We start from the raw sequence: 19,003 nt of genomic DNA on the forward strand, positions 1-19,003 counted from the left end.
CTCTTCGGGGCCCTTTCCGGGAGCGTTCCGGGGTCTGTTGCAGGACTCTCTTCGGGGCCTTCCCAACAGGAAACTCCAACGGGAGACTCCCGAGATCTCATCATTCCCCGGACCGGAGAAGTCCCCAGGGGTGTTCGGCCGTCAGGCGGCTCAGCGGCACATGAGCCTTCCCGCCGTCGCGATCGCCTGCCCGGCCGCCGGGGAGTTGAGCTGCACCACCACCTGGCGTCGGCCGTCCTCGCTGCTCATGGCGACCCCCGAGTATCCGTAGATCATCCCGGAGTGGTTCCACACCCGGGTGCCGCACGGCAGCCTGTCGGCGAAGACGCCCAGGCCGTCCGCGCGCTTCAGCGCGGCCCCGGCCCCCTCGAGTAATCGCCTCGGCGCCGATCCCTCGGCGGGTTCACCACCGGACACGGCCTGTTTCCCGCCGAACAGTGCCTCGTAGAAGGCGCCCACATCCCCCGCGGTCGACACCAGCCCGCCCGCGGACCAGAAGATCGAGGAGTTCACGATCGTCGCCCCGGGACCGTCGCCCTGCCTGCCCGTGGCGAGCCCGGGTGGCCGTAGATCCCGCGGCAGTTCGGTGTCGCGCAGTTTCAGGGGCTCGGTGACGCGCTCGCGGAGCACCTCGGCGTAACTCTGACCGGTGACCTTCTCGATGATGAGACCGAGAAGGATGAAGTTGCCGTTGGAGTAGCGGTTCACCCCGCTTCTGCCCGGTCTGCCGCCGTAGCCGAGCAACTCCCGCGGCGGCCAGTCGCGCGTGTACATGCCGCCGTCGACGATGGCGTCCATGAAGCGGGAGTCGGTGAGATAGTCCGGTATCCCGCTGGTGTGGTTGAGCAGTTGCTCCACGGTCACCCGGCCGGCACCGGGAAGAACCCCGGGAAGCAGCTCGCCGAGCGTGTCGCGGAGGGTCAGCCGCCGCTCGCGTACCAGCTGGAGCGTGATCGCCGCGGTGAACGTCTTGGTGATGCTCGCGATCCGGAAGCGGTGGTCGACCCGCATCGGGGTGCGCGTCGCCGGGTCGGCGAACCCGGCGGCGGCCTCCTGGACCTTTCCGTCGTCACGGACGTGCACGACGGCCCCCGGGGAACCGGCCGCCGCCACCAGGTCCTCCGCGATCGCCTGGAGGGCGTAGGCCGAGCCGGCCGGGCCCGGTTTCGTGGGGGGATCCGGCCGCTCGGAGGGGGGCGAAGGGAGCGCGGGGCTCGTCGCCGAGGGAGAGGCCGGCGGGGCGGCGCCGGGCGCCGGGGCGCAGGAGGTCAGCGCAATCACCAGTGAGATGGCTTTGAGCCCGGCCGCGCGCATCCGGCGTTTCCCTTCTCGTTCCTCGTGTTCCTCGCCGGGACCGTCACTTCTCCTTGAGCGCGGGAACCTCGAGCGCGGAAACCTCCGCCTCCGGGCGGGAAGGACGTCAAGACGCTACAAGCGACGCGGCGAATGGGAAAGCCCGCCTGGTGGGGCCCGGTCTTCGGATGGAGGTCCGGTGCCGGCCGGTTCCGGTCTCGCCGGTCGGCGAGACGCCCGGCGGCCCGCGCTACCCGAGGTGCCACCTGGTGTGTCAATCGATGTCTTCCGGTACGCCACCTGGTGTGTCACCCGAGGTCTCGCTCGATGCCGCTCGACGTGTCGCCCGATGGGTGAACCAACGGTTCTGCCGATTATGAGCGAAACTTTCCGCCTTCTCAGCCAAAGTGCCCGCTGAACAGGCCCCGTGACCGTTCGTGGCGAGGCGGCCCGCTCGTTGGTCGGCGGGCCCGTAGGTCCGGCTGAGGACGGGTGCCGAGGCGGACCGTCTGAGGGTGTTATCTGCTCATATCGTTACAAACCAAGTCTGTTGCTGCGCCCTGGGAGGCGGCCACCCCGATCCATCAGGGAAGATCCACCATTCGGCGGTGTCCCGGGGCCCGGTGGACGGGGTCGCGCACCGGGGTGACTTCGGTCGTTGGTGGTAGAAAGTTCAATTGATCATGACAAAACTTCTTCCAAAAATGTCAGAAGGCGCGTAACTTCCACGCCAAGTTCTCTGCACAACATCAAGAGAGCGCAGTGAGTCGGCCGGCGGCGTTCGCGGGCGGATCTCCTCGAAGAGGTGATCCGCCGGGCGGGGCCCCGACCTGCGGCGGAAAGGAGTCGGCGGTCACTCGGCCGAGGCATCGGGGATCACGGGGCTCCATCCACCCACACGGAGGCAGGAAACCATGAGTGCACACGAAGAAGAGATCGACGAGGTCGCGGGCGCGCTGCGCCGCAGGCTCGGACTGAACCGCCGCCAGTTCCTCGCGGCCACGACGGGAGTCACCGCGGTGGCCGCCGTCTCGGCGGTGGGCCCGCTCGCGTCGGCCGCGTACGCCTCCCCCGGCGGCGACCAGGAGCGAGGCCAGGGCCACGGTCACGGCGACCGGAACGCCCTGGTGCCCGAGGCCAAGCGGGGCATCATCCTCTACACGGTTCGTGACGTGATCTCCCGCGACCCGGCGGCGAACACGAGCCTGCCGGCGGGCTTCCGGCGCGTGTTCGAGGAGCTCTCGCGGATCGGCTACAAGCAGGTGGAGTTCGCCGGCTACCGCCAGCACGCGAACGCCGAGGGCGGAGCCGACCTGGAGACCGTCGAGGGTGCCAGGCTGCTGCGCCGGTGGCTCGACGACAACGGGCTCAAGGCCCAGGGCAACCACGGCTTCATCCCCGGCTCGTGGCCGCTCACCGAGGCCGACCTCGACCGCTTCAAGCGGACGCTGGAGATCGCCAACATCCTCGGCATGGAGCACGTGGGCACCGGCGGCGACCCGACCAACAGCGCCTACAAGGCGGACTGGGACCTCGCCGCCCAGAAGTGGAACGGTCTCGGCTCGATCGCGTCGGCCGCCGGGCTCAAGCTGTACACGCACAACCACGACGCGGCGTACGGCTTCCTCCTCGACGAGGGCCCGCTCGACGAACTCGGCCGGCCCACCCGCTCGTCGGGCATCAGGAAGCTGGAGTACTTCCTGCGGATCACCAGCCGCAGGCACGTCTATCTCGAGATGGACATCTTCTGGGCGCACGTGGCGCAGTACAAGCACCGCTCGTACGTCGCGCGCGACGGCTCCACCCGGGCCGACATCTTCGACCCGCTGAAGCTGGTACGACAGAACGAGAAGCGCTTCCCGCTGTTCCACGCCAAGGACGGGAAGGCCAACACGGCGACCGGCAACGGCTACGACATGGTGCCGTTCGGCACCGGTGACATCGACTACCGCGCCTTCTTCTCCAAGCTGGACATCGAGCGGCGCCACAACCCGATGTACGAGCAGGACAACGCGCCCGGAGGGGCCGAGGAGCCGGGCCGCTCGCTCCAGTACTCCGAGCTCAGCTACAAGAACCTGGCCGCCCTGCGCCGCCGCCGCTGAGAGCCCGGCGGACGACCGGGCGAACTCCTCAGAAGCCCCTCGAAGAGCACCTCGGAAAAGAACCCGGAGACGGGTTCGGCGGACCGCCACGTGATCGAAGCCGTTGCCGCGGCACGCGTGGCGGCCCGCCCTGTCCTGACACCCCCCTGAAGAAGAGGCTCAGGAAGTTGAAGCGTACCCGCGCCATGCTCGGTGGAGCACTGGCCGCCCTGCTGTTCCCCCTGGCGGTGCCCGGCACCGCCCCCGTACAGGCCGATGCCGACGTCCTGGCCGCGCCCACGGACTGGTCGAACTACGAGAAGATCACGCTGACCAAGAACGTCGGCGAGCCGATCGACCTGGCGGTCCTGCCCGACAAGCGGGTCCTGCACACCGCCCGCAACGGCGACATCCGCCTGACCGACGGCAGCACCGGCGTCACCAAGGTCATCAACACGATCCCCGTCTACGCGAACTCCGAGGACGGCCTCCAGACGATCGCGATCGACCCGGAGTTCGCCGAGAACAAGTGGGTCTACGTCTACTACGCGCCCAAGACGATGACGGCGCCGTACCCGGAGACGACTCCCACCGGGTCGGCGCCCAACTCGCTGCCCGCGGGCGCGGACGAGTCGTACTGGAACCAGTGGAAGGGCTACAACCAGTTGTCGCGGTTCAAGTGGACCGGTGACGCGCTGGACCTGTCCACCGAGCAGGTCATCATCAAGGTCGAGGCGCAGCGCGGGCAGTGCTGCCACGTCGCGGGCGACGTGGACTGGGACGCCGCGGGCAACCTCTACCTCGTCACCGGTGACAACACCCCCGCGGGCACGCCCGGGGCCAACGGCATGGCGCCCAACAACGACGCCCCCGGGATGAACCCCGGGCTCGACGCGCGGCGCGGCGCGGGCAACAGCAACGACCTGCGCGGCAAGATCCTGCGGATCACGGTGAAGGAGGACGGCACCTACACCGTCCCGGCCGGCAACCTGTTCCCGCCGGGAACGGCCAAGACGCGTCCTGAGATCTTCGTGACGGGCGTTCGGAACGCCTTCCGGATGGACGTCGACGACGTGACCGGTACGGTCTCCTGGGGTGACTACGGCCCCGACGCCGGGGCGGCCGACCCCGCCCGCGGGCCCCTGGGCTACGTCGAGTGGAACGTCACCCCCATCGACAAGCCGATGAACAGCGGCTGGCCCTACTGCACCGGGAACAACTTCAACTACAACGACTGGAACTTCGCGACCTCGACGCCGCGCGAGTGGTTCGACTGCGCGGGAGGGCCGACGAACACCTCCCGCTGGAACACCGGCGTCGACAAGCTGCCGGCCGCGACCCCGGCGGACCTCTACTACGGCGACAACAACACCCACCAGCCCGCGGAGTGGGCCGGGCTCACCGACTTCGAGCCGGCGGGCGGCCAGGGGCCGATGGGCGGCCCCGTCTACCACTACGACGCGGCGAACCCGTCGACGACGAAGTTCCCGGCGTACTGGGACAAGAAGTTCTTCTTCGGCGAGTTCTCCCAGGACTACCTCGCGGCGTTCACCGTGACGGGGTCGGACGGACCGGTGACCAAGCTCGAACACTTCCTGCCCAACAGCGCGCTGACCACGGCGGCGATGCCGATCACCGACAGCCCGATGGACATCGAGTTCGGTCCCGACGGGTCGCTGTACGTGCTCGACTACGGCGACGGCTTCTTCCGCGCGAACCCCGACGCGGGCCTCTACCGCATCGACTACGCCGAGGGGAACAAGACGCCGCAGGCGAGGATCGTCGCCAAGCCGACGTCGAGCAGCGCCGCGCCGCTGACCGTCGCGTTCAGCGCGGAGACGTCCACCGACGCCGAGCCGGGCGCGCTGCGCCACGAGTGGGACTTCGACGGCGACGGGACCTTCGACGCCACCGGCGTGACGGTCTCGCACACCTACCCCGCGCTCGGGCAGTACGCCGCCAGGCTCCGCGTGACCGACGCGCAGGGCAAGTTCGGGCTCACCTCGACCGAGATCACCGTGGGCAACACCGCGCCCGAGGTGACCATCCAGACGCCGGGCAACGGCTCCTTCTTCGACTGGGGCGACGCGGTGCCGTTCCAGATCAAGGTCTCCGACAAGGAGGACGGCGACACCCCGGTGTGCGGCCGGGTGCAGTGGACCTTCGGCCTCGGCCACGACGCGCACGCGCATCCGGAGACCCTCGGTTCTGGATGCTCGGGAGCCTGGCCGACACCCGCCGACGCCCCCGAGCACGGCGAGACCGAGAACATCTTCGGCGTCGTCGTGGTGAGCTACCGGGACAACGGTGCCGGTGACATCCCCGGAGCGCTCGGCGACGCCACGCTCATCCTCAACCCCAAGGAACTGCAGGCCGAGCACGCGGACGCGAGCAGCGGCGTCACCAGGGTGGAGGACGAGAGCGCGTCCGGCCTGGCGAAGATCACGTCGTTCGACGCCGGAGACTGGCTCGCGTACGACCCGGTGAACCTCGCCGGCGTCACCGGCGTGAGGACCCGCGCCTCCGGTTCGGGAACGCTGTCCCTGCGCTGGGACTCGGCGACGGCGGAGCCGTTCGCCACCGTCACCGTGCCCGCCGGATCGGGCTGGCAGAGCGTGGACACCTCGCTCACCGGCGCCCCGACGGGCAGCGGGAAGCTCTACGTCACCTCTACCGGCGGCGTGGAGGTCGACGGGTTCACCTTCCAGGGCGGCGGGGTCTCCGACGAGACGCCTCCGACCGTGTCGGCCACGCTCGCCCCGGCCGAGCCGGGCGGGGAGAACGGCTGGTACACCGGCAACGTCACGCTGACGGTCACCGCGACCGACAACGGCACGGTGGCGAGCCGCCAGTACTCGCTCAACGGCGGCACGACGTGGCTGAACGCCAACAACCCGGTCACCCTGACCGCCGACGGCACGGCCACCGTGCGCTACCGGGCGACCGACAACGCGGGCAACGTCTCGCAGGTCGGCACCGTCACGGCGAAGATCGACAAGACCGCCCCGGTCCTGACCGTGAGCGGGGTGCAGCCCGGAAAGTACGGCGACTCCGTGTCCGTCACGCCCGTCTTCTCGGCGGCCGACGCGACGTCGGGGGTGGCGAGCGTGACGGCGGCCGTCGGCGACCTGCAGGTGGTCTCCGGCAAGCCGCTCGCCCTGTCCAAGCTGGCGCTCGGCGCGCACACGCTGACCGTCACCGCGAAGGACCAGGCGGGACACGTCACGAAGCAGACCGTCGCGTTCGAGGTCACGACCTCCTTCGCCGACGTGCGGAATCTCCTCGACCGTTTCAAGGCGGAGGGCTCGGTGCGGGGCGTCCTGCTCGGCGTCCAGCTCGACCAGGCCAAAAAGCACGCGGAGGCGGGAAGGAAGCAGCTCGCGATCGCCTCGCTGGAGGTCTTCGTGACGCTCGCCCGCCTCAAGCTCTGGGTGCCCGACACCGCGGCGCGTGACGTGCTCGTCCGGGACGGGAAGGCGCTGATCGCGCAGTTGCGCGCCCCGGCCGGCGGATAACGCGACAAAGCGGCGCGGGGGGAGAGCCGGGCAGGCTCTCCCCCCGCGCTCGGTTCCGGACCCCGGTGGGTGATCCTCCGGGGTCCCGGTCCTCGCTGAGGTTCTGGCCGCCAGGAACGGGCGGCGCGTCCGGTGGGTCAGTGGGGGGCGAGGTCGAGATCCTTGATCCTGGGGTCGCCCTCGTCGGCGAAGTAGTGGTCGGGCTGGGTGGCGTCGACGCCGTCGGAGGACTTCATGGCGCGCGCGATGACCGTGCCGAGCGCGGCGACGGCCAGGTTGACCGCGAGCGCGAGGATGCCCGCGTAGATCGTCATCTTGGTGTCCAGGCCCAGCTTCTCCAGCGGGAACGCCGACCCGGCGAAGTGCAGCTTGCCGGTGGCCGGGTTGCCGATGTTGTAGAGCAGGAGCATCCCGGCCCCCATGCCGGCGACCCATCCGGCGATCAGGCCGCTGCGGTGGAACCAGCGGGTGTAGAGGCCGAGCGCCACCGAAGGGAGCGTCTGCAGGATGATGACGCCGCCGATGAGCTGCAGGTCGATGGAGAAGCCGGTGTCCAGGAACAGGATGCACAGCACCGCGCCGACCTTGACGAGCAGCGAGGTGATCTTCGAGACACGGGCCTCGTCGGCGTCGCTCGCGTCCGGCTTCAGGTACTCCTTGTAGATGTTGCGGGTGAACAGGTTCGCCGCGGCGATGGACATGATGGCCGCCGGGACCAGCGCGCCGATGCCGATCGCGGCGTATGCGACGCCGGCGAACCAGTCGGGGAACATCTTGTCGAACAGCTGCGGCACGATCGTGTTGTTGTCCTTGCCGATGGGCTGGATGCCGGCCGCGATGGCCATGAAGCCGAGCAGCGCGATCAGGCCGAGCAGCAGGCTGTAGGCGGGCAGCGCCGACATGTTCCGCTTGATCACGTCGCGGTTCTTGGAGGCGAGGATGCCGGTGATGCTGTGCGGGTACAGGAAGAGCGCCAGCGCCGACCCCAGGGCCAGCGTGACGTACTGCAGCTGGTTGTTGGCGTTGAGCAGGATGCCGTCGCCGGGCGCGGGACTGGCGGCGAACTTCTCCTGGGCGGCGTCGAAGATCCCCGACCAGCCGCCCTCGATCTGGGCGGGGATCGCGAAGATCGCGACCAGGATCACGATGTAGATCAGCGTGTCCTTGACGAACGCGATCAGCGCGGGGGCGCGCAGGCCCGACTGGTAGGTGTACGCGGCCAGGATCGCGAACGCGATGATGATCGGCAGATGGCCGGTGATGCCCATCGACTTCAGCACGGCCTCGATGCCGACGAGCTGGAGGGCGATGTAGGGCATCGTCGCGACGATGCCGGTGATCGCGACCAGCAGCGCGAGCGTGGGGGAGCCGAAGCGGGCCCGGACGAAGTCGGCCGGGGTCACGAAGCCGTGCACGTGCGAGACCGACCAGAGGCGGATCAGCACCAGGAAGACGATCGGATAGACCACGATCGTGTACGGGACCGCGAAGAAGCCCATCGCGCCCGCGCCCCAGAGCAGGGCGGGCACCGCCACGAAGGTGTAGGCGGTGTAGAGGTCGCCGCCGACCAGGAACCAGGTGACCCAAGGACCGAAGTTGCGGCCGCCGAGCCCCCACTCGTCGAGGCTTGCCAGGTTCTCCGGGCGGCGCCAGCGCGCGGCCACGAATCCCATGCCGCTGACCAGCAGGAACAGTGCGGAGAAGATGATGATTTCTGTCAGGTGAGCTTCCATCGGGTCACCGCCGCCGCTTCGTCATCTGGTACACGATCGTGGTGCATGTGACACCGACCGCGATGAAGGCGAGCTGGAGCCAGTAGAACATCGGAAAGCCGAAAAGCCGTGGCTCATCGGAATTGAAGAGAAACGGGAGCAAAGGTAGGATGATCGGCACGATGAGCAGCCAGTTCCATGGGCTGTGATCGCTCCGGTTCCCGTTTGGAGTGGTCAACGCGGTCTCCTTGAGCTGGAGAAAGGGTGTCCGGGCAGGACCGTCCCCTTCGGCTGACCGGCAGCGTAATTACACGGCCGTTTCATTCAGGTCACCGAGCGCCGAGCGGCACCGGCGGCGCGACGAACGGTAGCCCGGCTCCTTCGTCGAGGTCGCCGGCGAGGTCACGGGGGTCATGCCTCCAGGGTGGGCCCACTTCGCCGACGGGATCCCACCGGTCACCGAATTCCCGGCGCGGCTTCCTTGACATGATCGAGCAAGTCCTCGTAAAGGCGTGACGGGTGAAGGCGTGTCACACAGCGCACGACGTGTTGCCCGGCGCGAGACATGTCACACAGCGTCCCGAGCCGCCGGTCGCGGTCTCGCGCGGCGCCGCCGGTCGGGCCTCACGTGCTCCGCCGGTGCGCGGGCTCAGACGGTCCTGTCGGCGGCGGTCCTCGGCTCGTGCCGTACGTCCTCCGGCAGGCCGAGGTCCCTGGTCCAGGCGGCGAACTCCACCAGGATGCCGTCGGGGTCCTTGAAATAGATCGACCGGACGAACACGCCCTCTCCCATGGCGGGCGCTATGCCGAACTCGCTGTCGTCGTGGTTGAGGATCACCCCGACGTCCACACCCTTGGCGATGAGCTTGTCGCGGTACTCCTCGATCCGGTCCGGGGCGACGTCGAGGGCGATGTGGTTCATCGAGCCGACCGCGGAGAGCAGCTCACCCCGGTCGGGCAGGTTCTTGGGCGCCGAGACGCCGGGAACGCCCTCGGGCGCGTCGGGGAACCAGAAGAACGCCAGCGCGTTGCCGCCGCCGCAGTCGAAGAAGAAGTGCTGCCCCCAGCCCATCGGCAGCTCGATCGTCTTGATCAGGGGCATGCCCAGAACACCGGAGTAGAAGTCGACCGTCTGCTTCATGTCCGAGCACACCAGCGCGAGGTGGTTGATCCCGCGCAGCTCGAACTCGGTGTTGTCCGCCATGTTCTCCTCGCTCCCTCGGGTAATGAACTGCTTATCACAGGAGATGGGAAGGCCGGGCGGGCGGCCGCCGGGAGGCGGCGGCGCGACCTGCCCGTACCGCTCACGGCCGCTCGGACACTTCGGGCAGCCGATGGCTCTCGCCCCTGGCCAGGTAGACGACCCGGTCTCCGTGACCGCTCCGCTCGACGTGGTCGCGGAAGTCGGAGAGCGGTGAGCTGAAGGCGCCGTAGTCGTCGTAGTGCACCGGCAGCACGTGGCGCGGCTTGGTCAGACGCACCCACTCGGCCCCCTGCCGGCCGTCCATCGTCACCAGCAGGAGGCCCAGCAGCTTCGTGCCGCCCAGGTGGACGACGCCCACGTCGACGTCGGGGAAGCGCCGCGGGATGGCGTCCAGTTCCCTCGCCATGAGCGTGTCGCCGCTGATGTGCAGGCGCAGGCGCACGCGGCCGTCCGGGCCGGAGAACTCCAGCATGCTTCCCATGACGGGAGGCAGGAGGAGATCCACCAGGCCGGGGCCGTGGCGCGCGGGCAACGAGGTGATCTTCACCGAGCCGGCAGGGTTCCGGAGCTCGTGGTCATGCCAGGTGGCCACGCCGACCGCCCCGCCGAAGCCCTGCCGCTTCAGCTTCCGCGCCGCGTGCGGCGTGGTGACGATCGGTGTGCTGTGGTCCAGCCCCTTGCGGGCCACCCGGTCCCAGTGGTCGCCGTGCATGTGCGAGAGGAGAACGGCGTCGAGGGGCGGGAGCCGGTCGACGCTCAGCGCCGGTTCGGTCAGTCGCCTGGTGAACAACCCGTAGCCCAGGTAGGCGTGCTGGCCGCGGTGCAGGAAGTTGGGGTCGGTGAGGATGGTGAACCCGTTGTAGCGGATGAGCGTCGTGGCGTTCCCGATGAACAGCACACTCGCCGCCTCCTGGTCGGACATGCCGCGGTCCCCCGTGTCGGATCGGTGGAATGGTCGTCGTGCTCGAATCCGGCAGGCCGCGCATCCGGCCGTCCCGGAACCGTCACGCCTGCCGGTGCTCTCCGCCGGTGGCCGGACCCCCGTCCGGCGGGCCGGCGTACGGTCCTACCGTGGCGTCACCAGGCGACCTTCAGGGACGACAGGCCGTACACGAAGCTGAAGGAGCGGAAGTGCGCGTCGGGTTCGATCGCGCGCAGCTCGGGAAAGCGCCTGAGCAGCGCGGGGAAGGCGATGTGCATCTCCATCCGCGCCAGCGGCGCGCCCAGGCAGTGGTGCACGCCGTGGCCGAAGGCCAGGTGGCCGGGCGCCCCCCGGGTGATGTCCAGCACCCCCGGATCGGACAGGAACGCGGGATCGCGGTTGGCGGCGAGCAGCGCGCACATCACCAACTCGCCGGGCCCGATCCTGCGGCCGGCGATCTCGACCTCCGTGGTGGTCGTCCTGAAGGTGCTGGAGTGGACGATGCTGAGCCAGCGCAGCAGCTCCTCCACCGCGGCGTCGACGAGCTCGGGTTCCTTCCTGAGCAGTTCCAGCTGGTCGGGGTGGCGCAGCAGGGCCAGCGTGCCCAGCCCGAGCATGTTGGCGGTGGTCTCGTGACCGGCCACCAGCAGCAGGCCGCCGATGCCGATGAGCTCGTCCGTCGTCAGGTCGTCGTGCTCGCGCACCAGCGTGCCGAGCAGCTCCTCCCCGGGATCGGCCTGGGCGCGGGCGACCAGCTCGGCCATGTAGGCGCGCGATTCCCGCTGCGCCGCCCTGCGCTCCTCGAGGGGCGCCGACACGTCGAGCAACAGGCCGGTCCTGCGCTGGAAGTCCGCCCGGTCGGTGTACGGCACGCCCAGCAGCTCGCAGATCACCAGGGAGGGGATCGGCAGCGCGAACGACGACACCAGGTCGGCGGGGGAGCCCGCGCTCTCCATCGCGTCCAGGTGGTCTTCGACGATGCGCGTGATCCGCGGCTCCAGCCGGCGTATCCGGCGGAGCGTGAACTCCGGCGTCAGTATCCGGCGCAGCCGGGTGTGCTCGGGGGGATCGAAGGCGAGCAGGTTGCCCGCGCGGAGCACGGCGAGCTCCTCCTCGCTGCTCTGGTCGCCGGGCAGCTGGAACGTGGTCGTCCGGGCGTTGCTGAACCGTTCCGCGTCGCTCAGCACCGCGCGCACGTCCTCGTGGCGGGTCACCAGCCAGGCGTCGACGCCGGGCGGTGTCCTGACGAGCCTGACTCCCTCCCCGTCCCGCATCGCCTCCAGCTCCGGATCGGGATCGAACTCGGCTCGCCGCATGTGCAGCGGTGGCGTCGGAGACTCGCTCATGGGACCCCCTGGATGACTCGCCGTTCTGGCCACTCCGAAAAAACGCTAGCAACCCATCGATTGCGCACAAAGGACCCCGAGGGCCGCCCGAGGTCTGTGTTGTGTCACTGACCAGCAACTACTTGCTCCGGCGGCGTCGTGCGCCGTGAGGCCCCCGGCCTGGAACCGGGACGCCCGCCGCCGGTTTCCCGGCGGGGTCGCCGGACACCGCGGTGCCCTTCTCGTCCTTCCCGCCGGCCGTTCCACGCCGCGCCGCGCCACGGCCTTCCGCCCCGGTCCGTGTCCCTCGGCCGGCGTGACGCGAAAACATGACAGTAGATGTCCTGTTTTCGCGTCACGCTGGCCTCATGACAAGAACGCTGGAAGGAAAGGTCGCCCTGGTCGCGGGGGCGACGAGGGGGACCGGCCGGGGAATCGCGGTGGAGCTGGGCGCGGCCGGCGCCACGGTCTACTGCACCGGGAGGAGCACACGGGAGCGGCGCTCGGAGATGGACCGGCCGGAGACCATCGAGGAGACGGCCGAGCTGGTGACCCGCGGGGGCGGTCACGGCATCGCGGTCCAGGTCGACCACCTGGACCCGGAGCGGGTGCGCGCCCTGGTGGAACGGATCAGGAACGAGCAGGGCAGGCTCGACATCCTCGTCAACGACGTCTGGGGCGCCGACCCGCTCACCGAGTGGCACGTCCCCGTCTGGAAGCACTCCCTCGACGACGGCCTGCGCATCCTCCGGCTGGCGGTGGACACCCACCTGATCACCAGTCACCACGCCCTGCCCCTGCTGATCGAGAATCCCGGGGGCATGGTGATCGAGGTGACCGACGGCACCCTTGAGTACAACACCGTCAACTACCGGCTCTCGGCCTTCTACGACCTGGCCAAGATCTCGGTGAACCGCCTCGCGTTCAGCCAGGCCCACGAGCTGCGCCCGCACGGCTGCGCGGCGATCTCGCTGACCCCCGGCTGGCTCAGGTCGGAGAGCATGCTGGAGCTCTTCGGCGTCACCGAGGAGAACTGGCGGGACGCCACCGCCAGGCAGCCGCACTTCGTGATCTCCGAGACGCCCGCCTTCACCGGCCGCGCGGTCGTCGCCCTCGCCGCCGACGAGGACCGGATGCGCTGGTCGGGCCGGTCGGTGTCCAGCGGGCAGCTCGCCCAGGTGTACGGCTTCACCGACGTCGACGGCAGCAGGCCCGACGCCTGGCGCTACATCGAGGAGGTAGAGAGCAAGGGCAAACCCGCCGACGCCACCGGCTACCGCTGACCACCACCGGGACCGGCACCGCGACCCCGGGCCGGGGCCACCGGCAGGGAGAACCGGCTGAGATCCCCGGCCGGGCCCTCAGCCGGGCCCCCGGCCGGGGTCAGCGGCCTGGCGCGCCGGCGTCGCCGGGGTCGCCGGTGTCGCCGGTGTCGCCGGGGCCGGAGGTGCCAACAGGGCCGGCGGGGGAGCGGGGGGAGGCGTACAGGTCACGCAGGCGGGAGGCCGCTTCGGCGAGGCGGGCCCGGAGGCCGGGCGGGTCGACGACCTCGGCCTCCGGGCCGAAGCGGAGGATCTGGCTGTAGGCGACCTCCGGTGACTCGACCGGCAGGCGGAACGTGACCCACCCCTGCCCGTCGGGCTCGCCGGCGGAGGCCAGGGCGGAGCCGAGAGCGGCGGGGTCGGCGACGGCGGGGAGCGCGCGGCGCCCGGCGGGGCTGAGCCGTACGGTGACGTGCGCGGTGAGCAGGGACCCGGCGAACCGCGCCGCCCTCTCGCCCCAGAACGCGGCCAGGTCGAAGGTCTCGTCCCGCTCGAAGCGCAGGCCGGAGTGGATCTCGACCTCGTCGAAGCGGTCGACCCGGTAGATGGCGAACCGGGTCGCCAGGTACCAGACCCCCGCCTTCAGCACGAGCCCGTACGGCTCCAGGCGCCGCCGGGCGGCCCCGGCCTGCTCGGACCGCCCGCTCTCCCCGGCCCGTCCGTCACGCTCGGTCCGCCCGCCGCGTTCGGCCTGTCCGGTTCCCTCGGTCCGCCGGGTTTCGCCGGGCTGACGGGGCTGGCCGGGCTGGCCGGGTTGTCCAGGCTGGTTGGTCTGTTCACCCGGCCGGGTGCGCGTGGCACGCCGGTAGAGGGCGGTGACCGGGTGGTCACCCCACACCGCCCTGGCCAGGGGCGCCAGCGCCGCCGGTGGGGGTCGCTCGCTCGCGAACCAGCCGGGGGCGTCCAGGTGGAAGCGCTGAGCCGCGGTCGCGGGGGCGTCGCGGAGGCCGGGGGAGAGCGCGGCGGAGGCCTTCAGCCGCGCCGTGGCCGCCACCTCGCCCAGTCCCATCTCCCGCAGCGCCTCCGGCACGCCCGACAGGAAAAGCGCCTCCGCCTCGGCGCGGTCCAGTCCGGTGAGCCGGGTGCGGTACCCGTCCAGCAGCCGGTAGCCCCCGCCCCGCCCGCGGTCGGCGTACACCGGCACGCCGGCCTCCGACAGGGCCAGCACGTCGCGGTGGACGGTCCGCTCGGAGACCTCCAGCTCCCTGGAGAGCTCCGCCGCGGTCATCCCGCCCCGGGCCTGGAGCAGCAGGACCAACGACATCAACCTGGCCGCGCGCACCCTCCGACCCTAGCCCCGGCGCACCCGCGGCCGGGCGCGGGGCACGGGCGGGACCGGGGTGAGGCCGCCCGGGACGGCCGGAGGCGGCCGGGCGAGGGCGGAACGGGGCCGCCAGGGCGGGAGACCCGGTCCGGTCAGGAGGGGACGAGGGGCAGCACGACCGCGGACGGGTGGGACGGGTCGTGGAAGATCTCGTGGTCGGTCGTGACCATCGCGCTGCCCGTGCCCAGCGGCTCACCGGTGCCGAGGTTGCGGGCGATCCGGGGGTACGCGCCTCCGGCGACGTGCACGCGGATCCGGTGGCCGCGCCGGAAACGGTGCCCGATCGGCCACAGATCCACCCGGACCCGGCGGATCCCGTCGTCCCCGGCGGGCGGGTCACCGGGGACCAGGCGGCGCACGCCCTCGCACACGTTGTAGGAGGCGCCGTCCGGGTGCACGTCGCAGACCCGGACCACCACGTCGGCGTGCCCGGTGCCCGTGCGCACGTACAGGTCGGCGAAGACCGGGCCGATCATCTCCGTGTCCCGCCGCAGCTCCGGGCCGGTGTAGACGAGCACGTCGCGCCGGGCCTCCAGCCTGCGGTTGTCGCGCGGTTCCGAGTTGCCCAGCAGGACCGGGCCGCCCAGCGCGGGCGTCGGGTGCGCGGGGTCGTAGCGGAAGCGGTCGGGCTCGGCGCCGTGCGGGCCGCCGGCGCCGCCAGGGCCTTCGACCGCATGAGGAGCGTCAGGGGCGTCAACGGCATGAGGGGCGTCGGGGGCGTCGGGGGAGAGGGCGAAGCCGGGACGCAGGTGCCAGCGCTGCTCCCGCACGCCGGGCACCGGCCAGTCGGAGTGGTCGCGCCACTCGTCCGCGCCCGTCACGTACAGCCTGACCGGCTGCTCGCGCAGCCCCGACGGGTCGCCGAGCAGATGCGCGCGGAACCAGGCGAGGGCCTCGGCGTTGGCCACCCGGCCGTGCCGCACGTCCGCGTGGTACCAGGGGCCGATCGTCAGGTACGGGCGCCGCCCCGCGGCCCGCATCGCCGCGTAGTCCTTGATCTGCCAGGGCAGGAAGACGTCGTACCAGCCGCCGACCATGGTGACCGCGGCCTCCACCTCGCCCACGGAGGCGGAGAAGTCGCGCCTGCCCCAGTAGGCGGCGGGATCGGCGTGGTGGGTCAGCAGATCCTGGAAGAACGGCATGCCCCTGCCCGCCGACAGCGTGTCCAGCTCCCCGAGCGGGCGCCCCGACAGGGCCGCGCGACGCGTTCTGCGCGGGATGAACAGGGCGCTCGCCCCGCCGAACGGCCGCTCCATGGAGGCGGTCAGCGTGGTCCACATCAGCGACGACTCCAGCGCGAACGCCCCGCCCACGTAGGCGGCGTCCCGGAACTGGGAGGCGGTCACCGAGGTGGACATGGCCTTGAGGTCAGGCCCGGCGAACGGGGCGATCGCCCACTGCGCGTACCCCAGGTAGGAGGGGCCGTGCATGGCCAGGCTCCCGCCGTACCAGTCCTGGGCGCGCAGCCAGGCCAGCGTGGCCAGCCCGTCGTCGTGCTCGTCGCCGAGCGGGTCGAGCAGGCCGCCCGAGCCGAAGCCCCCCCGGCAGCTCTGTATCACGACCTGGAACCCGTGCTTGGCGAACCCGCGCCCGAAGGTCCGCCCGAACACGCCGCGCCTTCCGTACGGGGAGCGGATCAGGATCGTGGGCGGGCGCACGGCGCCGGCCGGCGCGTAGCGGTCGGCCAGCAGGGTGACCCCGTCGGGCATCGGTACCGGCAGGTCGCGCTCGACCGTGACCCGGTGGACGGCCATTCGCGGCCAAGTGATCGTCCCCATGTGCTCTCCTCGCGCAGCCCCGTGATTACCCACTGGTAACAGAACAAGGCTCGCGATGGCCAGGGCTCGCCGGTGTGAGGCTCGTCATCCTCCGGTCCCGCCGGCTCCGTACGGGCGCCCGCCCCCTGGAGATCTTCACGGATTCCCCGCCGGTACGGGACCGGCGCGGTGTCACGTTGCATGATCGCGGTCACCGCCGGTACTCTGGCCACATGCGAGACCCGATTACCCTTCAGTGGTGGCGCCGCTTCTAGGCGGCGCAGGTTTCGCATTCGCGAGCAGACAGGCGGCCGCCCAGGGAGGCGGCCTTTTCTGCGTCCGCTCCCTCTGGGCATCAGGGACATCAAAAGGGGCGATACCGCAGTGGAGACGAGCCGATATACCACCGCAGGCGGCATAGGGGTCGAGGTCACCGCGTCCGACGTGCCCGAGACGGTGCTTGAGGACGTCGTCACGACGCTCGGCGAGCGCCGTGGCGGAGTGCTCTCCTCCGGGATGGAGTATCCCGGCCGCTACAGCCGATGGCACCTCGCCTACGTCGACCCCTGCCTGGAGATCGTCGCCAGGGGGCGCAGGATCTCCGCCCGCGCGCTGAACGCCCGGGGCAGGGTGGTCCTGCCCGCCGTCGTGTCCTGCCTGCTGGCGGCGGGCAAGCCCGTCGAGGAGCCGACGGCCGACCTCGTCGAGGTCTACGTGGCGGAGTCGGAGGACATCCTCCCCGAGGAGATGCGCAGCCGCCGTCCCACGGTCTTCACCGCGATCCGCGAGGTCATCGCCGCGTTCAAGGGCGAGAACGAGCACCTGGGCCTGTACGGCTCCTTCGGCTACGACCTGGCCTTCCAGTTCGAGCCGATCAGGCAGGTCCTGACGCGGGCCGCGGACCAGCGCGACCTCGTGCTGCACCTGCCCGACCGGGTGATGGTTATCGACCGCAAGAGGGAGACCAGCAAGGAGTTCCGCTACGAGTTCACCGTGGACGGCGTCTCCACCCACGGGCTCGCCCGCGAGGGGGAGGTCGTGCCGCTGACCCCGCCGCCGTCCGAGCTCCCGGCCGACCCCGAGAGGGGCTCCTACGCCAAGGTGGTGGCGGCGGCCAAGGAGAAGTTCGTCCGCGGCGACCTGTTCGAGGTCGTTCCCGGCCAGGTCTTCCACGCGCCCTGCACCGACCCGGCCGCCTTCTACCGGGGGCTGCGCAAGGTCAACCCGGCGCCGTACGAGTTCCTGTTCAACCTCGGCGAGGGCGAGCACCTGGTCGGCGCCTCCCCGGAGATGTACGTCCGGGTCAGCGGCGACCGCGTCGAGACCTGTCCCATCTCCGGCACCATCGCCCGCGGCGGCAACCCCATCGAGGACGCCGACGCGATCCGGACCCTCCTGTCCAGCGTCAAGGAGGAGTCGGAGCTGACCATGTGCACCGACGTGGACCGCAACGACAAGTCCCGCATCTGCGTGCCGGGGACGGTCCAGGTGATCGGCCGCCGCCAGATCGAGATGTACTCCCGGCTCATCCACACCGTCGACCACATCGAGGGCCGGCTGCGTCCGGAGTTCGACGCCCTCGACGCCTTCCTCACCCACATGTGGGCCGTCACCGTCACCGGCGCCCCCAAGACCTGGGCGATGCAGTTCATCGAGGACCACGAGGCCACCACGCGGCGCTGGTACGGCGGGGCGGTCGGCTACATCGGCTTCGACGGCTCGATGAACACCGGCCTGACCCTGCGCACCGCGCAGATCCGCGGCGGGGTCGCCACCGTCAGGGCCGGGGCCACGCTGCTGTTCGACTCCGACCCCGAGGCCGAGGAGCGGGAGACCGAGCTCAAGGCCAGCGCCCTGCTGGGCGCCCTGGCCGCGGTCGGCGCGGCCCCGCAGGAGCGGGCCGAGGCCGAGGTGGCCGCCACGCCGCCGGGAGAGGGGATGAAGGTGCTGCTCGTCGACCACGAGGACTCCTTCGTCAACACCCTCGCCGACTACTTCCGCCAGCAGGGCGCCGAGGTCGTCACGCTCAGGCACGGCTTCCCCGTCACGATGATCGACGAGATCGCGCCCTCCCTGGTGGTCCTGTCGCCCGGCCCCGGCTGGCCGTCCGACTTCGGGCTGCCCGCCCTGGTCGACGCCCTCTACGAGCGCGACCTGCCGGTGTTCGGCGTCTGTCTCGGCCTGCAGGGCATGGTGGAGCAGGCGGGCGGCACCCTCGAACTGCTGTCCTATCCCGAGCACGGCAAGCGCGGCCAGGTGCGGCGGCTGGGCCCCAGCGCCCTGCTCGACGGGCTCCCCGAGGAGTTCACCGCCGCGCGCTATCACTCGCTCCACGCCAAGCGGCCGGGCGTCGCCGGGTTCACCGCCACCGCGCTCACCCCGGACGGCGCGGTGATGGCCATCGAGGACGTGGAGCGACGCCGTTTCGCGGTGCAGTTCCACCCCGAGTCGATCCTCACCGCCGAGGGGGGCTCGGGAGCGAAGATCATCGCCAACGTTCTTCGCCTCTGCCGCAGGAACGGGTAAAGAACCCGTACTTCGCGCCCGG

12 protein-coding genes are annotated in these 19,003 nt (G+C 70.8%); 4 read left to right on the forward strand and 8 right to left on the reverse strand.

Going from position 1 to position 19,003, the window contains the following annotated elements; all coding sequences use genetic code 11:
• Positions 1-150 precede the first annotated feature (150 nt).
• Positions 151-1,314: a serine hydrolase domain-containing protein gene (locus tag ACTOQ1_RS30490; protein WP_440071411.1), complete on the reverse strand. Its 1,164-nt coding sequence runs from the start codon at positions 1,312-1,314 to the stop codon at positions 151-153.
• A gap of 893 nt (positions 1,315-2,207) precedes the next feature.
• On the opposite strand from ACTOQ1_RS30490, the gene ACTOQ1_RS30495 reads away from it, so the two are divergent.
• Together ACTOQ1_RS30495 and ACTOQ1_RS30500 are read left to right on the forward strand one after the other, a co-directional pair.
• Positions 2,208-3,395: a sugar phosphate isomerase/epimerase family protein gene (locus ACTOQ1_RS30495; protein WP_440071412.1), complete on the forward strand. Its 1,188-nt coding sequence runs from the start codon at positions 2,208-2,210 to the stop codon at positions 3,393-3,395.
• A 167-nt stretch (positions 3,396-3,562) separates the two neighbouring features.
• Positions 3,563-6,889 carry a PQQ-dependent sugar dehydrogenase gene (locus ACTOQ1_RS30500; protein ID WP_440071413.1) on the forward strand — a complete coding sequence of 1,109 codons (3,327 nt, stop codon included), beginning with the start codon at positions 3,563-3,565 and terminating at the stop codon, positions 6,887-6,889.
• 137 nt (positions 6,890-7,026) lie between these two features.
• Here ACTOQ1_RS30500 and mctP read toward each other — a convergent pair whose 3' ends face one another.
• From mctP to ACTOQ1_RS30525, 5 genes are all read right to left on the reverse strand, one after another.
• Positions 7,027-8,622 (reverse strand): monocarboxylate uptake permease MctP, encoded by a 1,596-nt coding sequence (gene mctP, locus ACTOQ1_RS30505; protein ID WP_440071414.1) that lies wholly within the window; start codon positions 8,620-8,622, stop codon positions 7,027-7,029.
• A gap of 4 nt (positions 8,623-8,626) precedes the next feature.
• Positions 8,627-8,839, reverse strand: a complete 213-nt coding sequence (locus ACTOQ1_RS30510) for a DUF3311 domain-containing protein (RefSeq protein WP_440071415.1) — start codon at positions 8,837-8,839, stop codon at positions 8,627-8,629.
• Between the two features lie 411 nt (positions 8,840-9,250).
• Positions 9,251-9,805, reverse strand: coding sequence for a VOC family protein (locus ACTOQ1_RS30515; RefSeq protein ID WP_386160614.1), 555 nt, complete (start codon positions 9,803-9,805; stop codon positions 9,251-9,253).
• Positions 9,806-9,905: 100 nt separating this feature from the next.
• Positions 9,906-10,727, reverse strand: coding sequence for an MBL fold metallo-hydrolase (locus ACTOQ1_RS30520; RefSeq protein ID WP_440071416.1), 822 nt, complete (start codon positions 10,725-10,727; stop codon positions 9,906-9,908).
• Between the two features lie 155 nt (positions 10,728-10,882).
• Positions 10,883-12,073 (reverse strand): cytochrome P450, encoded by a 1,191-nt coding sequence (locus ACTOQ1_RS30525; RefSeq protein WP_440071417.1) that lies wholly within the window; start codon positions 12,071-12,073, stop codon positions 10,883-10,885.
• A 347-nt stretch (positions 12,074-12,420) separates the two neighbouring features.
• Here ACTOQ1_RS30525 and ACTOQ1_RS30530 point away from each other — a divergent pair, with 347 nt between their 5' ends.
• Entirely contained in the window at positions 12,421-13,335 is a 915-nt protein-coding gene (locus ACTOQ1_RS30530; protein ID WP_440071418.1) for an SDR family oxidoreductase, read from the forward strand.
• A 100-nt stretch (positions 13,336-13,435) separates the two neighbouring features.
• Here ACTOQ1_RS30530 and ACTOQ1_RS30535 read toward each other — a convergent pair whose 3' ends face one another.
• Together ACTOQ1_RS30535 and ACTOQ1_RS30540 are read right to left on the reverse strand one after the other, a co-directional pair.
• Positions 13,436-14,656: a helix-turn-helix transcriptional regulator gene (locus tag ACTOQ1_RS30535; RefSeq protein WP_440071419.1), complete on the reverse strand. Its 1,221-nt coding sequence runs from the start codon at positions 14,654-14,656 to the stop codon at positions 13,436-13,438.
• A gap of 134 nt (positions 14,657-14,790) precedes the next feature.
• Complete coding sequence (locus ACTOQ1_RS30540; protein WP_440071420.1) at positions 14,791-16,476, reverse strand: CocE/NonD family hydrolase; 1,686 nt, start codon at positions 16,474-16,476, stop codon at positions 14,791-14,793.
• A gap of 363 nt (positions 16,477-16,839) precedes the next feature.
• Between ACTOQ1_RS30540 and ACTOQ1_RS30545 the strand changes: the two genes are divergently transcribed.
• Complete coding sequence (locus ACTOQ1_RS30545; protein WP_440071421.1) at positions 16,840-18,981, forward strand: anthranilate synthase component I; 2,142 nt, start codon at positions 16,840-16,842, stop codon at positions 18,979-18,981.
• The last annotated feature ends 22 nt before the right edge of the window (positions 18,982-19,003 follow it).

It is taken from the genome of Streptosporangium sp. OZ121, from assembly GCF_051918885.1.
Lineage (GTDB): Bacteria > Actinomycetota > Actinomycetes > Streptosporangiales > Streptosporangiaceae > Streptosporangium.